The organism is [Clostridium] aerotolerans DSM 5434, assembly GCF_000687555.1.
GTDB classification, from domain to species: Bacteria; Bacillota; Clostridia; order Lachnospirales; family Lachnospiraceae; genus Lacrimispora; species Lacrimispora aerotolerans.
Map to the genome: position 1 here is coordinate 181,768 of NZ_JHWJ01000005.1, position 13,449 is coordinate 195,216.

The following is a 13,449-nucleotide window of genomic DNA, read 5'->3' on the forward strand; positions in this document are numbered from 1 at the left end:
ACCAAAAATGTCCTGTCTGTAACTGACACGATTTTTATAAAGCTGTTCCCATCGTCATCCGCGAGGAAATCACAATAAAATACGGCAGTTCTTCTGACTTAAGCGTTCTGAATCTTTCATCAGTGGTTTTTTTACCTTCCCAAGATTGCTCTCAGTGGTCGAATGATTCACAAAAAACCTACGCTATCACAGCAGCGGGACTATGCAGGAATCTCACCTGACTTCTCTATTAATCGGCAATGGGCCGAACCGTATTTCTTCCTATGTAATTTGAAATTCATAGGTATAATATCCTACTTCTACCATAAAGTCAAGACATTCTAATACTTTCCAGATGCGGTATTACCGTCTTCATGGAAGTGACTTTCCGGCTCATGGGTTTCGCTCATTCCCTTATTAGTGTTTAAGGAAAGCTTAAATTTAGACAGCTCCCCCCGAAGAATCTGAGCCTGGGCAGTAAGCTCCTCGCTGGAAGCTGAGCTTTCTTCTGCAGTGGCAGCATTGTTTTGAACCACAGAGGAAACCTGAGATAAGCCCTGATTGATCTGAACGATGGCATTGGTCTGATCCTGTGAATCCGCTTCAATTTCTTTGATTGCCTCATCCACCATAGCCGCTTTTTCCGCAACATCATTTAATAGCACGAGAGTCTGGCTTGCTATTTTCTCTCCCTCTGCAACCTTCATATTCGACTGTTGAATCAGCTCTGCCGTCTGTTTTGCTGCTTCTGCAGACTTAGCTGCCAGATTTCTCACCTCGTCGGCAACCACCGCAAAGCCTTTTCCCGCTTCCCCTGCCCGTGCTGCTTCTACCGCTGCATTGAGAGCCAGAATGTTCGTCTGGAAGGCAATGTCTTCCACCAGCTTTGTTACCTTGGAGATTTCCTCGGAAGACTGGATAATTTCCTTCATTGCAGCATTCAAGTTCTTCATATGATCGTTACTTTCATAGACACCCTCTCCTGCCTGCGCCACATATTCCGTTGCTTTCCGAACAGAAACTGTATTCTTTTCTGCTTTTTCCGTTACGCTCTGAATGGCCGCTGTTAATTCTTCTACTGTGGCAGCCTGCTCTGTAGCTCCGGATGCAAGTGACTGGGAAGCATCGGCCACCTGACCGGCACCGGAATTCACCTGATCCGCAGATGTTGATATAACCAGCATGGTAGAATTAAGTGCCTCTGTGGTTTTTAAAAGGGACTGTTTGATCACTGCGAAATCACCCATATAGTCGAGATCAATGGAAATACACATGTCCCCTTTGGAAAGGCGGGACAGTTTATCAATAATGTCCTCAATATATGTAGTGAGTCTGGCATTTGTCTCCCGGATGTTCACCGCCATCCGTCCCAGCTCATCGTCGCTTTCGTACTGAACCTGTTTATGAAGATTGCCTTTTGCCATTTCCTTGTAGACCTCTTCGATTTCAGTCACAGGAATCAGGATTGCACGGACCAGCACGTATATAACACCAATGGTTGCTGCTATGGCGCTGAGTAAAACAATCGCAAGTATGATCCAGGCATTGGATACAATGGTTCTAGCTGTCTTACTCTGAATGGCTTCCTTCTGATCTCCTACTGCATTCATATCATCCATGATTTTTGCAATCTTATTAAACGTAGGTACAAAATCATTTTGGAACAACTCATAGGCGGCCTTGGTATCTTTTTTTGAAGGATCCTTAATCATGTCAATGATCTTCATTCTTGCTGCCTCTGCCTCAGTTACATACTGCGTGATCTGTGCAATATTCTCATCGTTGGCTTTGCTTCGCTGATGGGAGGCAAAATACTCCATATTGGTCTTAAACCCATCTACGCTCTGATTGGATAAGTCCAGGGAAGCCTGATAATCTTTCCCGGCAGACTTATCTAAAATAGCCATTAATAGGTAACGCTGTACAGAGTACATATCAACCTGTGCAGACAGATTGCGGCTGGTCAGGGGATAGGTGAAATTAGAGTACATCTCCACCTGCTTTCCAATGCTGGAAATACTTCTTGCTGAAGTGCCCAGAGATAAGAGCAGGATTACAAACAAAATACCAAATCCCACTGACAGCTTCCATTTCACCGGCAATCGTTTCATATACACCTTAGCCGCCTTTTTTTCATTCATTATGATACCTCCCATTTGTAAATTATAATAAAACCGTCTCTTTCCTTCCGTAGTAACAACTGGGATCCTGCCATTTTATCAGGTGATTCCTACTCATTGTCTTTAGTAAAAAAGTAAACGATTTACTTTCAGATTTCAAAAGTAAATGATTTTGATAACTCACGGATCACCATAGGTGCCGCTGTTAAAAACCAGACCGTATATTGATTAGGGCTTGTCACAAGGCTTTTTGACAGCTCACTTACATCCACCCACGCCACATCCATGATTTCCTCTGGATCGGGGGATACCGTACCCTCATATTCCCCTAAGAATACATGATCATATTCGTATTCATAGAGATTTTGGTCAAACTGGTGATAATAAATAAACTGGCCGATTTCCTTACAGGAACACACGGCTCCCACTTCCTCATAAAGACGTCTTCTGACCGCGTCGTCGAGAGATTCCCCATATCGGGGATGAGAGCAGCATGCATTGGTCCACAACCCACCGGAATGATACTTATTCCTGGCGCGCTGCTGAAGAAGCAGCTTCCCATCCCGATATAAGAATACGGAAAATGCTCTGTGGAGGAGTCCTTCCTTATGACATATTTCCTTTGTAGCCTTACCAACCGGCAGGTCCAGAACATCAACGCATATTAGCTCATCCATATTAACTCCAATCCATTTATAGATATTTTTGAAGAAATACATCTACGCCCGCATCCACATTGCTGCATATCAGCTCAATTTCCTCAGGAGTTGCATTTTCCACATGGATTCCAAGACTGACAGATACTGGCTCCCCGGATGCGATGCAGATCTTTTTTGCGATTCTCTGGGCGAGCTCCGCATCCTTATGTCCTGGAACGGTAATGGTCCAGAGATCACATTTTGATAAGGTTCTGCCATGCATCTCAATTCCAGGAGAAGCCAGGGCGACCCCTCCCAGGTGTGGTTTATCCCCACCTCTTACAAACACAGCAAGTCCAGACCCATTGGTATCATGGACACTAATGTTCACAATGTATTTTCCATCTCCATAGGTTTCAGTTATCATAGTCATACTGCCTTTCTTTATACGATGGTCTTAATGTATTCCGTTCCAGGGAATAAAGCTTTTATGATTGATACCAAACTGCATCAGCGTTTTTCCTATTACATGATTGATCTGGTCATCAAGGGATTGGGGGTTATTGTAAAATGTCAGCATTGGTGGCATGATGGTGCAGCCTAAATCTGCAGCTGACTGCATATTACGAAGATGCAGCTTGCTTAAAGGCATTTCTCTGGTACAAAGTATAACCTTTCTGTTCTCCTTGATACAAACATCCGCAGCACGAATCAGTAGATTGTCCGTATATCCGCTTACAATGCCTGCCAGAGTTTTCATACTGCAGGGCATAACGATCATACCGTCGGTTTGGTAGGAGCCGCTGGAAATGGCGGCTGCCAGATTATGTACATCGTAATATACGTCCGCATTATCTAGCAGAAGCTGGAATGGCAGATCTGTTTCCAGCTCCCAGTTTAATTTTGCATAATCGGAAACCACAAGGTGTGTCTCACAGCCCTCCACTTCTTTTAAGGCTCTTAGCAGATAATAGCTCATAATAACACCAGTAGCACCAGATACTCCAATAATGATTCGCATGGATACAACCTCATTCCTATTTTTTCTTATACTAGGCCAAGTACGGTAAACCACATCACAGCAAAAATAACTGTGAGAAATACGGGGATCAGCAATGGAACTCCCATTTTCATAACTTCCTTTTGGGTATACATTCCGTTTTCTTCCCCCTGTCCCACCAGGATATTAAGGTGATGAAACGGCATGATGTAGTGAGTATAGACCGCCAGGTAGATAATGGCCGCTATGACGAAAGGATCAATTCCAAGTGCATTGGTACATACGAGAATAGCCGGAACAGCCACCCCCATTGCCGCAATGACCGAGCCGATGAACATGTGAATCACAATTGCAATCCCGGCAATCAAAACTGCCAGTATAAAGATGTTCTCCGGCAGTTTGTCAGGCAGTAAGGTAACCGCCAGCCAGTCGTTAAGACCAGTCGCTGCCCCAACCTTTCCGATTGCCATCGCAGCCGTTAAGAATACAAGAACATGAACCGGCACATCTCCCCATTCCTTTGGCGTCAGTACATTGCCAATGACAGGAAGGGAAAGGCACATGGCAACAGCCAGAGTCACCCAGCCGATATCCAGCCCAGTGATGCCGTTGGTAACCCACAAGACTATGGCTATGAGAATCCACACCAATGTCCGTATCTCTTTTTCACTGATTTTGCCAAGGTCGGTCTGGGCTTTCCGTACTTCCTCAAAATCCATGGTGACTTCCTTGGTCGGCTTAAACAGCACAAGAATCAAAAAAAGATTCATTAAACTTAAGAAAATAGCAGGCGGACCAATGATCACAAGCCAGGTGATAAAATTAATATTACCGGAGGTAGAATAGCTGACCACCAACGGATTTATGATGGAATCACCAGTCATAAAGATCAATGATACTGGTACAGACGCCGCAAAAACAGTAAAGCCAACTTTAACAGCGTCTTCCTTTGGCATCTTTGCAGCCTTTATAATCACTGTCATCACCGACATTATAAGAAAGGCTCTGGACCATGGGTTGGGAATCAGGAGGGATAAAATAAGTGTCAGTACAAAGATTCCAATGATAATACTTCTCCATGATCTTACAAATTTTAGGATGTACATATAAGAGATCCGCTCGCCCAAACCAGATTTTTTTACAGCATTGGCTATCATATAGGCACCGATTACCAGCCAAAGGGTGGAGCCGGTCCAGCTTGCAAAAATAACCTTTGTATCCGCCAGCTTTAAGAGGCATAAACAAACAACATAGAATCCCCCTACATATCCGGATTGGGCCACCTGTGTGGCCCACCAAACAACGGTCATAAGCGTTAAGCCAAGAAAAATATGACCTTCCCTTGCCAGTCCCTCTAAAGGTAGTAATAAGACGATGGCAAGAACGAGGATACCGCCGAAAAAACCAAGAATCTGTTTATTCAATTTTATAGCAAACACTCCTTTCTATTCTAAGGCATTGCATAAAGACATTCCCTGTTCGTTTATTTATCCAGGGGCGGAATTGGCGGGATCATGGGCAGATGGTCAATCTGTTCTTTTGTCAATTTAAACTTTTCGTGGACAACTGGAGTCTCTGTGGACCGCCAGGAATAAAAACAATCCATACATTCATAAACCTCCCATACATTACCTACGGGTGAGGTTGCAATTATTTCGATTTTATTGCCGTCACAGCGTGGACATTTCATAGTTCATTGCTCCTTCCATTATGGTCTTACATCTTTGCCATCAGTTCACGAATCAAGGTCTCATATTTTTCATAACCCACAGGAGGCTCCAAAAGCTCTACTTCACGTGGATTGGGTTCCGGATCTTTTGGTGTGGTAGCATCGATGATCAGCTTGGAATGCATACCTGCCGGGTAGGAAGATGGATCAAGAGGCATCCCGGGGCAGTTAGGAATGACTACTACATCCTTATCCGGACGTACTCTGGTGGTCAAGGCCCACATTACCTGAGGCAGGTTAAAAGGATCCACAAATTCATCTACGATGATGATGATCTTACTGTAAGAACCTCCATGGGGAGTAGAAAGCAGACGGAAAGCGACCTCTTTGCCAAAGCCTCCGAAGCGTACCTTGGTAGAGATGATACAGCCAATTCCATGGGTGTACATGGCGTTCACTGCCTGAACCTCAGGGAAATCCCGCTTGATCTGCTGGTATAGGGGAACCGATGTGTTAAGTGCCATAAGGTAATCAATCTCTGTCCAGGGAATACCAAGATACAGATTTTCAAAAATGGGATTGGTCCGGTGGGTCACATGGGTAATGGTAATCACACATTGACGGCGGGAACCGGAATAAGAGCCTGGAAACTCACCAAAGGGTCCTTCGACTTCCCGAACCCGTGGTTCTATATAACCTTCCAGCACTACCTCTGATCCGGCCGGAACGTAGAGATTGTCATAGAGATCTGATTTTACAATTTGAGTGGGAACGCCATCCTGAAGTGCCCCTACAAATTCATACTCATTTTGTGTATACATGACTGGTGTTGACGCCATATAGGTGACAAGAGGACTGTTGCCTACGGTAATACAGATAGGAACTCTCTCATTCTTTCGTTCGGCTGCCTCCAGCTGTATGGCAATATCATGAAAGGCAAGAGCCTGAATTCCCACACGGTTTTTTCCTTTGACCTGGATGCGGTAAGTACCTACGTTCAGTTTGTCAAAATTATCCGGCTCATTGGGGTCAGCAGTAATGATGGAAGCTTTTGAGAGGAAGAAACCGCTGTCCTGTTCATTGATCCGGTACAGGGGAAGTATTTCAAAAAGATTGATATCCTCTGGTTTATCAATGGTATTCTCCTTACAGGGCGCCTTATCCCGGTCCAGAATCTCAGGCTTTACCGGAAAGCTCTCCCATCTGCGGTTGATCTCATGAAATTGTTCTTTGGTGGAAGCTGTCTTAGGCATACCAAGCATAAGGGCATGATTGGCCCAGGAACCATGTACATTGGTCACAACGCTGTAGGGATACCCTTTGACTTTTTCAAATAGCACTGCCGGAGCATTCTCGATATTGGCTGCAGCTCTGCCAGCCGCTGCAATGTCAGGTTCTGGATTTACTTCTTCCTTAATACGAACCAATTGACCGTTTTCCTCTAACGTGGAAAGAAAACTTCGCAAATCCTGATAAACGTTTGCCATAACTCATCCTCCTGATCTTTTGTAAACTGTTAACGGTTTCCAGGTGAGATACCACCCAGTTTCTTCGATTATAGCATTTAGAGAATCCGTGGCAATTCGAAAAGAAACGGGAGCATATTCCAAAATAGAAAGATGCAATCAATATCCTATCATTACATTTGGAGGAAATAACAAAAAAATAGGTTAAATACAAAGAATAACAAATGAATTGTACTGAATTAGGTATAGTTGTATGTCACTGTTTGTCGAATTAGCTCACTTGGCCCTATTCTAAAATGTCAGCACAAATTAGTAAAATTGTATTTTCCTTCTGGTGATTCTGTATTATAATATGATCAATGACAAAATATCTTATAAAATGACAATTTTTCATTATTTTATAACTACAAAAGCTGCTTTATAGACTATATGAGGCAAAAAGGGGGGGGCACCAATCATGATCAGATGGATCGACGATTTTTTGGCATTGGCGGAGCACAAGAGTTTTTCTACAGCAGCCGATAGTATTTACATCTCACAATCAGCGTTATCAAAGCATATTAAAGCGATCGAAAATGAACTTGGTGTAGTATTGTTTGTAAGAAGCAACACAAAGGCAGAGCTTACGGAAGCAGGGAAAATATATTTGGAGTACGCTCTCAACATTCGGAATTTTTCCCATGAACTTCGGCTCAAACTAAATAAGTTTGGAATCTCTCCATGTATTTACCGCTTAAGCATTGGGACAATCCCATGCTTGGCAGAAAGCGGAATCATGGAGCCGCTTCTGGATTTTCAAGAGACATATACCAACTATTCCATTCAGATCACGGAATCAGATCAAAGCTTTCTGATGAAACAGCTTGCACAGAAGGAAATTGACGCTGCTATCTGCCGTACTGATTTATTGCCGGAAAAAGGATATGATATCGTACCTCTTGTGACAGATGAGATGGTCCTCATATGCAATAAGGATACCTTTCCCTTTGAACAGGGAAGCGAAATCGATCTGGCTGGTTTTAAACCGGATCACGTATATACCATCTCTAAGAATTCTGATATCTATAGATTAGCAAAAATGCAGTTAGATCGTATCGGGTATAATAAAGAAATAACAGGCACAGTTCCAAGACATATGATGATTTTTCCCATCCTGATCCAAAAGGGAGGCTGCGCCTTGCTGCCAAAGCAGTTGGCTAATCTTTATATGTTTCCTCAGCTTACATACTATCGAATCAGAGATGCGGTCAAAACAAGCATTGGACTTGTGAAGCTGTCTGCTAACGATGATAATCCGCAGTTATATGAAAAGACAAATGTATTACTGGATTTTTTTAAACAGATGAAAGAGAATAAGAAAGTAATGATGTGATATCAAAAAAACCTTGATTTTCTTTCTAAAAAGAAACCAAGGTTTTTTATGATTAAGTATTTTTAACAATGACGCACTCAACAACATCTGCAGCGTGTTCACAAGTGTCACAGCATTTTTCCAGCTGCTTATAAACTTCTGACCAGGCAATCACCTCCAGAGGATCTCCGCCCTTTGTGTAAAGATTGCGGAATGCTTTGATGTATAAATCATCGCCAAGCTCTTCTAAATGGTTGATCTCAACAATGTCCTTTAAAATAGAGTCTGATTTACGGAAGTTTGAGAATTCTGCCACTAAACTGTTAACTTTTTCACAGCACTGTCCAACGACTTTAAGCATCTCCATCGCTTCTGGTGTAATGGATTTGATATTATACATGTAGATTTTAATCAGGATATCTTCTATATTATCTGTAATATCATCAAGCTCTCTTCCAAGGGCAATGATATCATCTCTCTCAATTGGAGTAACAAAATCCTTTGCAACTCTCTTCATAAGCTCATGGGTATGACGGTCTCCTTCGGATTCCAGCTCATGAAGCTTGTCAAGCTGTTCCGGCAGCTTGGCCAGATCAAAATCACTCAGTATCTCAGTCAGCATCTTATGAGTCTTTAACGCAACCTCTGACATTTTGACAAACAGCGTAAAATACTCATTATCACTTCTTTTTGCCATTCCTTTATCTCCCTTCAGAATAACTCACTTTAAAAAATACGCAAAAACAGATGGGTCATCAAAAATCCAACCAATCCACAACCCGGAAACGTAAGAATCCATGCAAGTGCCATCTCTCTTGCAACTCCCCAGTTTACAGCACTGATACGCTTTGATGCGCCTACTCCCATCATTGCTGTTGTTTTTGTATGGGTGGTACTAACCGGCATTCCGGTCAGAGTGGAAACCATCAGACAGGCAGCCGCCGCAATATCGGCGGAAAATCCCTGATACTTTTCCAGTTTAACCATACTCATACCTACTGTTTTGATGATACGCATACCACCAATGGAGGTTCCAAGTCCCATAACTGCGGCACAAAGAACCATGAGCCAGAAAGGCACTGCAAAGGTATTTTCACCGCCATTTCCTCTAGCAAGAAATGTACCCAGTAAAAATACACTCATGAACTTCTGACCATCCTGTGCTCCGTGCATGAATGCCATGGCCGCAGCACCAGCAATCTGAGCTCCCTTAAAAAATGGCTGAGCTGCTCCTCTGTCTACGTTCCGGCATAAGCGTTCCGTCAGCTTTGTCATGATCCATCCCAAGCTAAAGCCTAATACCGCAGATGCCACCAGTCCGTATAATACCTTCATCCATTCACTTCCGTTTACGCCGGAAAGGCTACCGTGAAGTGCAATGGCTGAACCGCTCAGTCCTGCAATGAGTGCATGACTTTCGCTTGTAGGAATACCAAACCTCCAGGCAAGAACTGCCCAAAGTACAATGGCTGCCAACGCTGCACAAAGTGCGGTCAGCGCATCACCGGCCTGGTTTGCTCCCTGCCCGAAATCTACCATATTATAAATGGTCATGGCAACGGTAGCATTAAAAGAGGTCATAATCAAAATCCCGGCAAAATTCATTACTGCCGCCATTAAAATCGCCGTTCTTGGCCTCATAGAACGGGTGGATATGCATGTCGCTATCGCATTCGGTGCATCTGTCCAGCCATTTACAAGTATAACACCTAATGTCAGAACAGATACGATCAAGAGTGGCAGATTTTTTGTAAGCTCCACTAAAAACTCACCTAAGGTAACACCCAAGCAATCACCTCCAAATTTCTTGCCGCCAAAATAATTACTAACATAATCAGCGGTCAACAATATTCTTTGTGGTCTGTCATTTTAACACAAAATTAGCATTCATTTTACAAAAAAATGACAAACCTTAGTAAGTATAGCATAAACCTTAAAACAACACAATCCTTTTTCCGCCCCACAAAGACAGATATTTTTAAGGTTTTTAAAGAGAAATATTTAGAATTCCAGATTTTTCGAGGCTTTTACTTAAAAAAATCATAAGAAAATCTACAATAATTTTACCAAAGTATGGTATCATTTTAGTTACATGCCTTCAATGAGGTCTCATAATAATTTGTATCAATAATGTTTTGGTACTTGGTTGTATCTACAACAAACAAAGAGGAAATGTTATGGTATGATAGTACCTACGAAAGATAGTTTGAAAAACATTTACTTATTACCATCAGAAAGGAAGAAACTATGTCAAATCATTTGAAAGTAACTGATACTATATATGATATAACAGAAAAATACCCGGAGACAATCAACTTCTTTGTGGCTAACGGCTTTGATAAAATGAGCAACCCCATCATGCGAAACACCATTGGAAAGACAGTCACACTGGAAATGGCTCTTTCCATGAGAAAGATGAATGCGGAGGCATTCCTTGCAAAACTTGATGAGGTCATTAATCAGGCGCTTCCGGATGCGGGATCAGGACTTGCTCCTATGGTAAAGGAAGATGGCGGTGATATCAGAATTGAAGGTGTTCTTCCCTGTCCTATCCGCCTTCCGCTAATGGAAAAATTCGAATCCTGGCTCAGCGAACAATCCGATAAGCTTGGCTATAAAGTGGATTATAATTTGAAATCTGCCAATTTAGGTCTTGATGACGTAAAAGAGCGTGTCGTGGCTGCAAATGGCAATGCAGATGCGCTTTCTGATCTTTATTTATCCGCAGGTTTTGATCTTTTCTTTGATAAGGAAATGATGGGCCAATACCGGGAAGCTGGAGAATTTGAAGATATCTCCGGTCTGGATCATATTAATCCTGACTTTGATAACGAAAAAATATCCTTAAAGGATCCAAAAGGCCAGTACGCGATTATTGGTGTCGTTCCTGCGATTTTCATGGTAAATACCAATGTTCTTGGAGATCGTCCTATGCCTGAAAGCTGGGCGGATTTAATGAAGCCTGAATTTGAAAACAGCATCAGCCTTCCCATGAAGGATCTCGATATGTTTAACGCATTCTTACTCCATATCTACCGCTACTACGGAGAAGAAGGCGTAGAAAAAATGGGTAAGGCACTACTGCGCAGCATGCATCCTGCTCAGATGGTGAAAGCACATCTTGCAAAGGGAGAGGGTAAAGTCCCGACCATTACGGTTACCCCTTACTTTTTTGCCAGCATGGCTGACGGAAAAGGACCGATGCGTCCCGTATGGCCAAAGGACGGCGCTATTTTAAGCCCAATCTTCCTTCTGGCAAGAGCAAAGAATAAGGATAAGGTAAAGCCTTTCGTAGACCTTCTTTATTCTAAGGAAATTGGCGAGATCCTTTCCTCCAACGGAAAATTCCCATCTACCAATCCTCTGGTTGAAAATAATCTAAAAGAAGACCAGAATTTCATGTGGCTTGGCTGGGACTTTATCCACAATCATGATATCGGCGAACTGATAAAGAACATTGAGCAGAAATTTTATCAGGCGGCAGAAAAGGAGATTTTATGAATCTGATTATATTTTCGGGTCCCCCTTCTTCCGGGAAGACCTCCATTATATTAAAGGTCATCGCTTCTTATAATAGAAGAAACATTAAAGTCGGTGTGGTGAAATTCGACTGTTTGTATACTGATGACGATGCCGCCTATGAAAAAGCAGGCATCCCCGTAAAAAAAGGATTATCCGGCGCCTTATGCCCGGATCACTTCTTCGCTTCAAACATTGAAGAGGTGGTCAGCTGGGGCAATCAGGAGAACTTAGATCTCCTGATTACAGAATCAGCAGGATTGTGCAACCGCTGCTCTCCTTACTTAAAGGACATTAAAGGCGTTTGTGTCATCGACAACTTATCCGGTATTAATACTCCCAAAAAGATTGGTCCTATGTTAAAATCTGCAGATTTTGTAGTCATCACCAAGGGAGATATTGTCTCTCAGGCAGAACGTGAAGTTTTCGCTTCCTGTGTAAGCTCAGTCAATCCCCGTGCCGTCACCATGCATGTAAATGGCCTGACCGGACAGGGTGCTTATGAACTCGGCAGCTTATTATACGATGAAGATCAGGATATTAAATCGGTTCAGGGCATGAAGCTTCGGTTTCCTATGCCATCTGCACTCTGCTCCTACTGTCTTGGCGAAACCAGGATCGGAGAAGCTTATCAGATGGGTAATATTAAAAAAATAGATTTGGGGGCTGATAAGAAATGACAAACTGGACAATTTCAAAGATATTAGAAGAATACCCATACTCTTTGTCTTACTTTGAGCAGAATAAATTAGACATCACAGGATTTGAGAATCAGACACTGGAAGAATATTTAGATCATTTTACCGAAATAGAATTAGAGGATCAGGCCATTGATAAAGAAAAGGTCTTATCCGATCTTCCCGTTTATATCGAACAGATGCAGGCGTTTCTTGGTATCGAAAAGAAGAACCAGGTACTCTCTCTGACCATTCTTGCGGGACATGATAAATCAGGAGTGACGGAAGGCTTTGAGGAGCTGACCATTCACACCTCTCAGATTATCTCCATTGTAGGCCCTACTGGTTCCGGGAAAAGCCGCCTTCTTGCAGATATCGAGTGGGCAGCTCAAAATGATACACCTACCGGCCGGAGTATCCGCATTAACGGAGAAGTACCGGATAATAAGTGGCGCTTCTCTTCCAATAACCGTTTGGTCGCTCAGCTTTCTCAGAACATGAACTTTGTTATGGATTTAACAGTTGAGGATTTCTTAAACATGCATGCAGTCAGCCGTCTGGTGGAGGACCCACAGTCAGTGATCAATGAAATCATAAAAGCGGCCAATAATCTGGCTGGCGAGAAGTTTGATCTGACCACGCCGGTAACCAGCTTAAGCGGAGGCCAGTCAAGAGCTCTTATGATTGCAGATACTGCTATTTTAAGCTCCTCTCCCATTGTTCTCATTGATGAAATTGAAAATGCAGGAATTGACCGAAAAAAAGCCCTGGAGCTTTTAGTCACCTCAGATAAAATCGTCTTGATGGCGACCCATGACCCATTGCTTGCACTTATGGCAGATAAGAGAATTGTCATTAAAAACGGTGGAATCAGCAAAGTCATCCACACCAGTGACGAAGAAAAAGAGCTGTTAAAAGAACTGGAAAAGATGGACACCCTCATTCAGCATGCAAGACAGGAACTTAGAAAAGGAAGCAATTTAACTTCTGATCTGTTAGGATAATCAATGAAATAAAAAAAGAGCTGTTG

13 protein-coding genes and 1 riboswitch are annotated in these 13,449 nt (G+C 42.8%); of the genes, 4 read left to right on the forward strand and 9 right to left on the reverse strand.

Annotation, left to right across the window (positions count from 1 at the left end):
* Nucleotides 1-66: 66 nt before the first annotated feature.
* Nucleotides 67-269: riboswitch (cobalamin riboswitch) on the reverse strand.
* A 51-nt stretch (nt 270-320) separates the two neighbouring features.
* The 7 genes from T546_RS25300 to T546_RS0109240 form a co-directional block, all read right to left on the reverse strand.
* The gene (locus T546_RS25300) at nt 321-2,120 is read right to left on the reverse strand and encodes a methyl-accepting chemotaxis protein (RefSeq protein ID WP_051629698.1); all 1,800 of its coding nucleotides are present in this window, start codon (nt 2,118-2,120) and stop codon (nt 321-323) included.
* 128 nt (nt 2,121-2,248) lie between these two features.
* Entirely contained in the window at nt 2,249-2,776 is a 528-nt protein-coding gene (gene idi / locus T546_RS0109215) for an isopentenyl-diphosphate Delta-isomerase (RefSeq protein ID WP_026891358.1), read from the reverse strand.
* A gap of 16 nt (nt 2,777-2,792) precedes the next feature.
* On the reverse strand, nt 2,793-3,170 hold the full coding sequence (gene lpdD, locus T546_RS0109220) for a prenylated flavin chaperone LpdD (RefSeq protein WP_026891359.1): 378 nt from the start codon (nt 3,168-3,170) through the stop codon (nt 2,793-2,795).
* A gap of 24 nt (nt 3,171-3,194) precedes the next feature.
* Nucleotides 3,195-3,758 carry a UbiX family flavin prenyltransferase gene (locus tag T546_RS0109225; protein WP_026891360.1) on the reverse strand — a complete coding sequence of 188 codons (564 nt, stop codon included), beginning with the start codon at nt 3,756-3,758 and terminating at the stop codon, nt 3,195-3,197.
* A 26-nt stretch (nt 3,759-3,784) separates the two neighbouring features.
* A complete protein-coding gene (locus T546_RS0109230; protein WP_026891361.1) occupies nt 3,785-5,161 on the reverse strand; it encodes an SLC13 family permease in 1,377 nt (458 codons plus the stop codon).
* A 59-nt stretch (nt 5,162-5,220) separates the two neighbouring features.
* Nucleotides 5,221-5,427, reverse strand: a complete 207-nt coding sequence (locus tag T546_RS0109235) for a non-oxidative hydroxyarylic acid decarboxylases subunit D (RefSeq protein WP_024835856.1) — start codon at nt 5,425-5,427, stop codon at nt 5,221-5,223.
* 26 nt (nt 5,428-5,453) lie between these two features.
* Nucleotides 5,454-6,893, reverse strand: a complete 1,440-nt coding sequence (locus tag T546_RS0109240) for a non-oxidative hydroxyarylic acid decarboxylases subunit C (RefSeq protein WP_026891362.1) — start codon at nt 6,891-6,893, stop codon at nt 5,454-5,456.
* A 436-nt stretch (nt 6,894-7,329) separates the two neighbouring features.
* Between T546_RS0109240 and T546_RS24580 the strand changes: the two genes are divergently transcribed.
* On the forward strand, nt 7,330-8,244 hold the full coding sequence (locus T546_RS24580; RefSeq protein ID WP_051629701.1) for a LysR family transcriptional regulator: 915 nt from the start codon (nt 7,330-7,332) through the stop codon (nt 8,242-8,244).
* Between the two features lie 52 nt (nt 8,245-8,296).
* Here the strand turns inward: T546_RS24580 and T546_RS0109250 are convergent, their stop codons facing one another.
* A complete protein-coding gene (locus T546_RS0109250; RefSeq protein WP_026891363.1) occupies nt 8,297-8,920 on the reverse strand; it encodes a DUF47 domain-containing protein in 624 nt (207 codons plus the stop codon).
* A gap of 29 nt (nt 8,921-8,949) precedes the next feature.
* Entirely contained in the window at nt 8,950-10,011 is a 1,062-nt protein-coding gene (locus T546_RS0109255) for an inorganic phosphate transporter (protein ID WP_026891364.1), read from the reverse strand.
* 459 nt (nt 10,012-10,470) lie between these two features.
* Between T546_RS0109255 and T546_RS0109260 the strand changes: the two genes are divergently transcribed.
* Genes T546_RS0109260 through T546_RS0109270 form a run of 3 tightly spaced genes read left to right on the forward strand, consistent with a single transcriptional unit; the run spans nt 10,471 to nt 13,423 of the window.
* The gene (locus T546_RS0109260) at nt 10,471-11,724 is read left to right on the forward strand and encodes an ABC transporter substrate-binding protein (protein WP_026891365.1); all 1,254 of its coding nucleotides are present in this window, start codon (nt 10,471-10,473) and stop codon (nt 11,722-11,724) included.
* A complete protein-coding gene (locus T546_RS0109265) occupies nt 11,721-12,422 on the forward strand; it encodes a GTP-binding protein (RefSeq protein ID WP_026891366.1) in 702 nt (233 codons plus the stop codon). The genes T546_RS0109260 and T546_RS0109265 overlap by 4 nt, the downstream gene beginning before the upstream one ends.
* The gene (locus tag T546_RS0109270; protein WP_026891367.1) at nt 12,419-13,423 is read left to right on the forward strand and encodes an ATP-binding cassette domain-containing protein; all 1,005 of its coding nucleotides are present in this window, start codon (nt 12,419-12,421) and stop codon (nt 13,421-13,423) included. Before T546_RS0109265 ends, T546_RS0109270 begins: the two co-directional genes overlap by 4 nt.
* The last annotated feature ends 26 nt before the right edge of the window (nt 13,424-13,449 follow it).

Excerpts from the sequence above, each read along its gene's own strand:
- idi (WP_026891358.1), bottom strand. The coding sequence starts at position 2,776 with ATGGATGAGCTAATATGCGTTGATGTTCTGGACCTGCCGGTTGGTAAG.
- T546_RS0109240 (WP_026891362.1), bottom strand. The coding sequence starts at position 6,893 with ATGGCAAACGTTTATCAGGATTTGCGAAGTTTTCTTTCCACGTTAGAG.
- T546_RS25300 (WP_051629698.1), bottom strand. The coding sequence starts at position 2,120 with ATGAATGAAAAAAAGGCGGCTAAGGTGTATATGAAACGATTGCCGGTG.
- T546_RS0109265 (WP_026891366.1), top strand. The coding sequence starts at position 11,721 with ATGAATCTGATTATATTTTCGGGTCCCCCTTCTTCCGGGAAGACCTCC.
- T546_RS0109235 (WP_024835856.1), bottom strand. The coding sequence starts at position 5,427 with ATGAAATGTCCACGCTGTGACGGCAATAAAATCGAAATAATTGCAACC.
- T546_RS0109225 (WP_026891360.1), bottom strand. The coding sequence starts at position 3,758 with ATGCGAATCATTATTGGAGTATCTGGTGCTACTGGTGTTATTATGAGC.
- T546_RS0109250 (WP_026891363.1), bottom strand. The coding sequence starts at position 8,920 with ATGGCAAAAAGAAGTGATAATGAGTATTTTACGCTGTTTGTCAAAATG.
- T546_RS0109270 (WP_026891367.1), top strand. The coding sequence starts at position 12,419 with ATGACAAACTGGACAATTTCAAAGATATTAGAAGAATACCCATACTCT.
- lpdD (WP_026891359.1), bottom strand. The coding sequence starts at position 3,170 with ATGACTATGATAACTGAAACCTATGGAGATGGAAAATACATTGTGAAC.
- T546_RS24580 (WP_051629701.1), top strand. The coding sequence starts at position 7,330 with ATGATCAGATGGATCGACGATTTTTTGGCATTGGCGGAGCACAAGAGT.
- T546_RS0109260 (WP_026891365.1), top strand. The coding sequence starts at position 10,471 with ATGTCAAATCATTTGAAAGTAACTGATACTATATATGATATAACAGAA.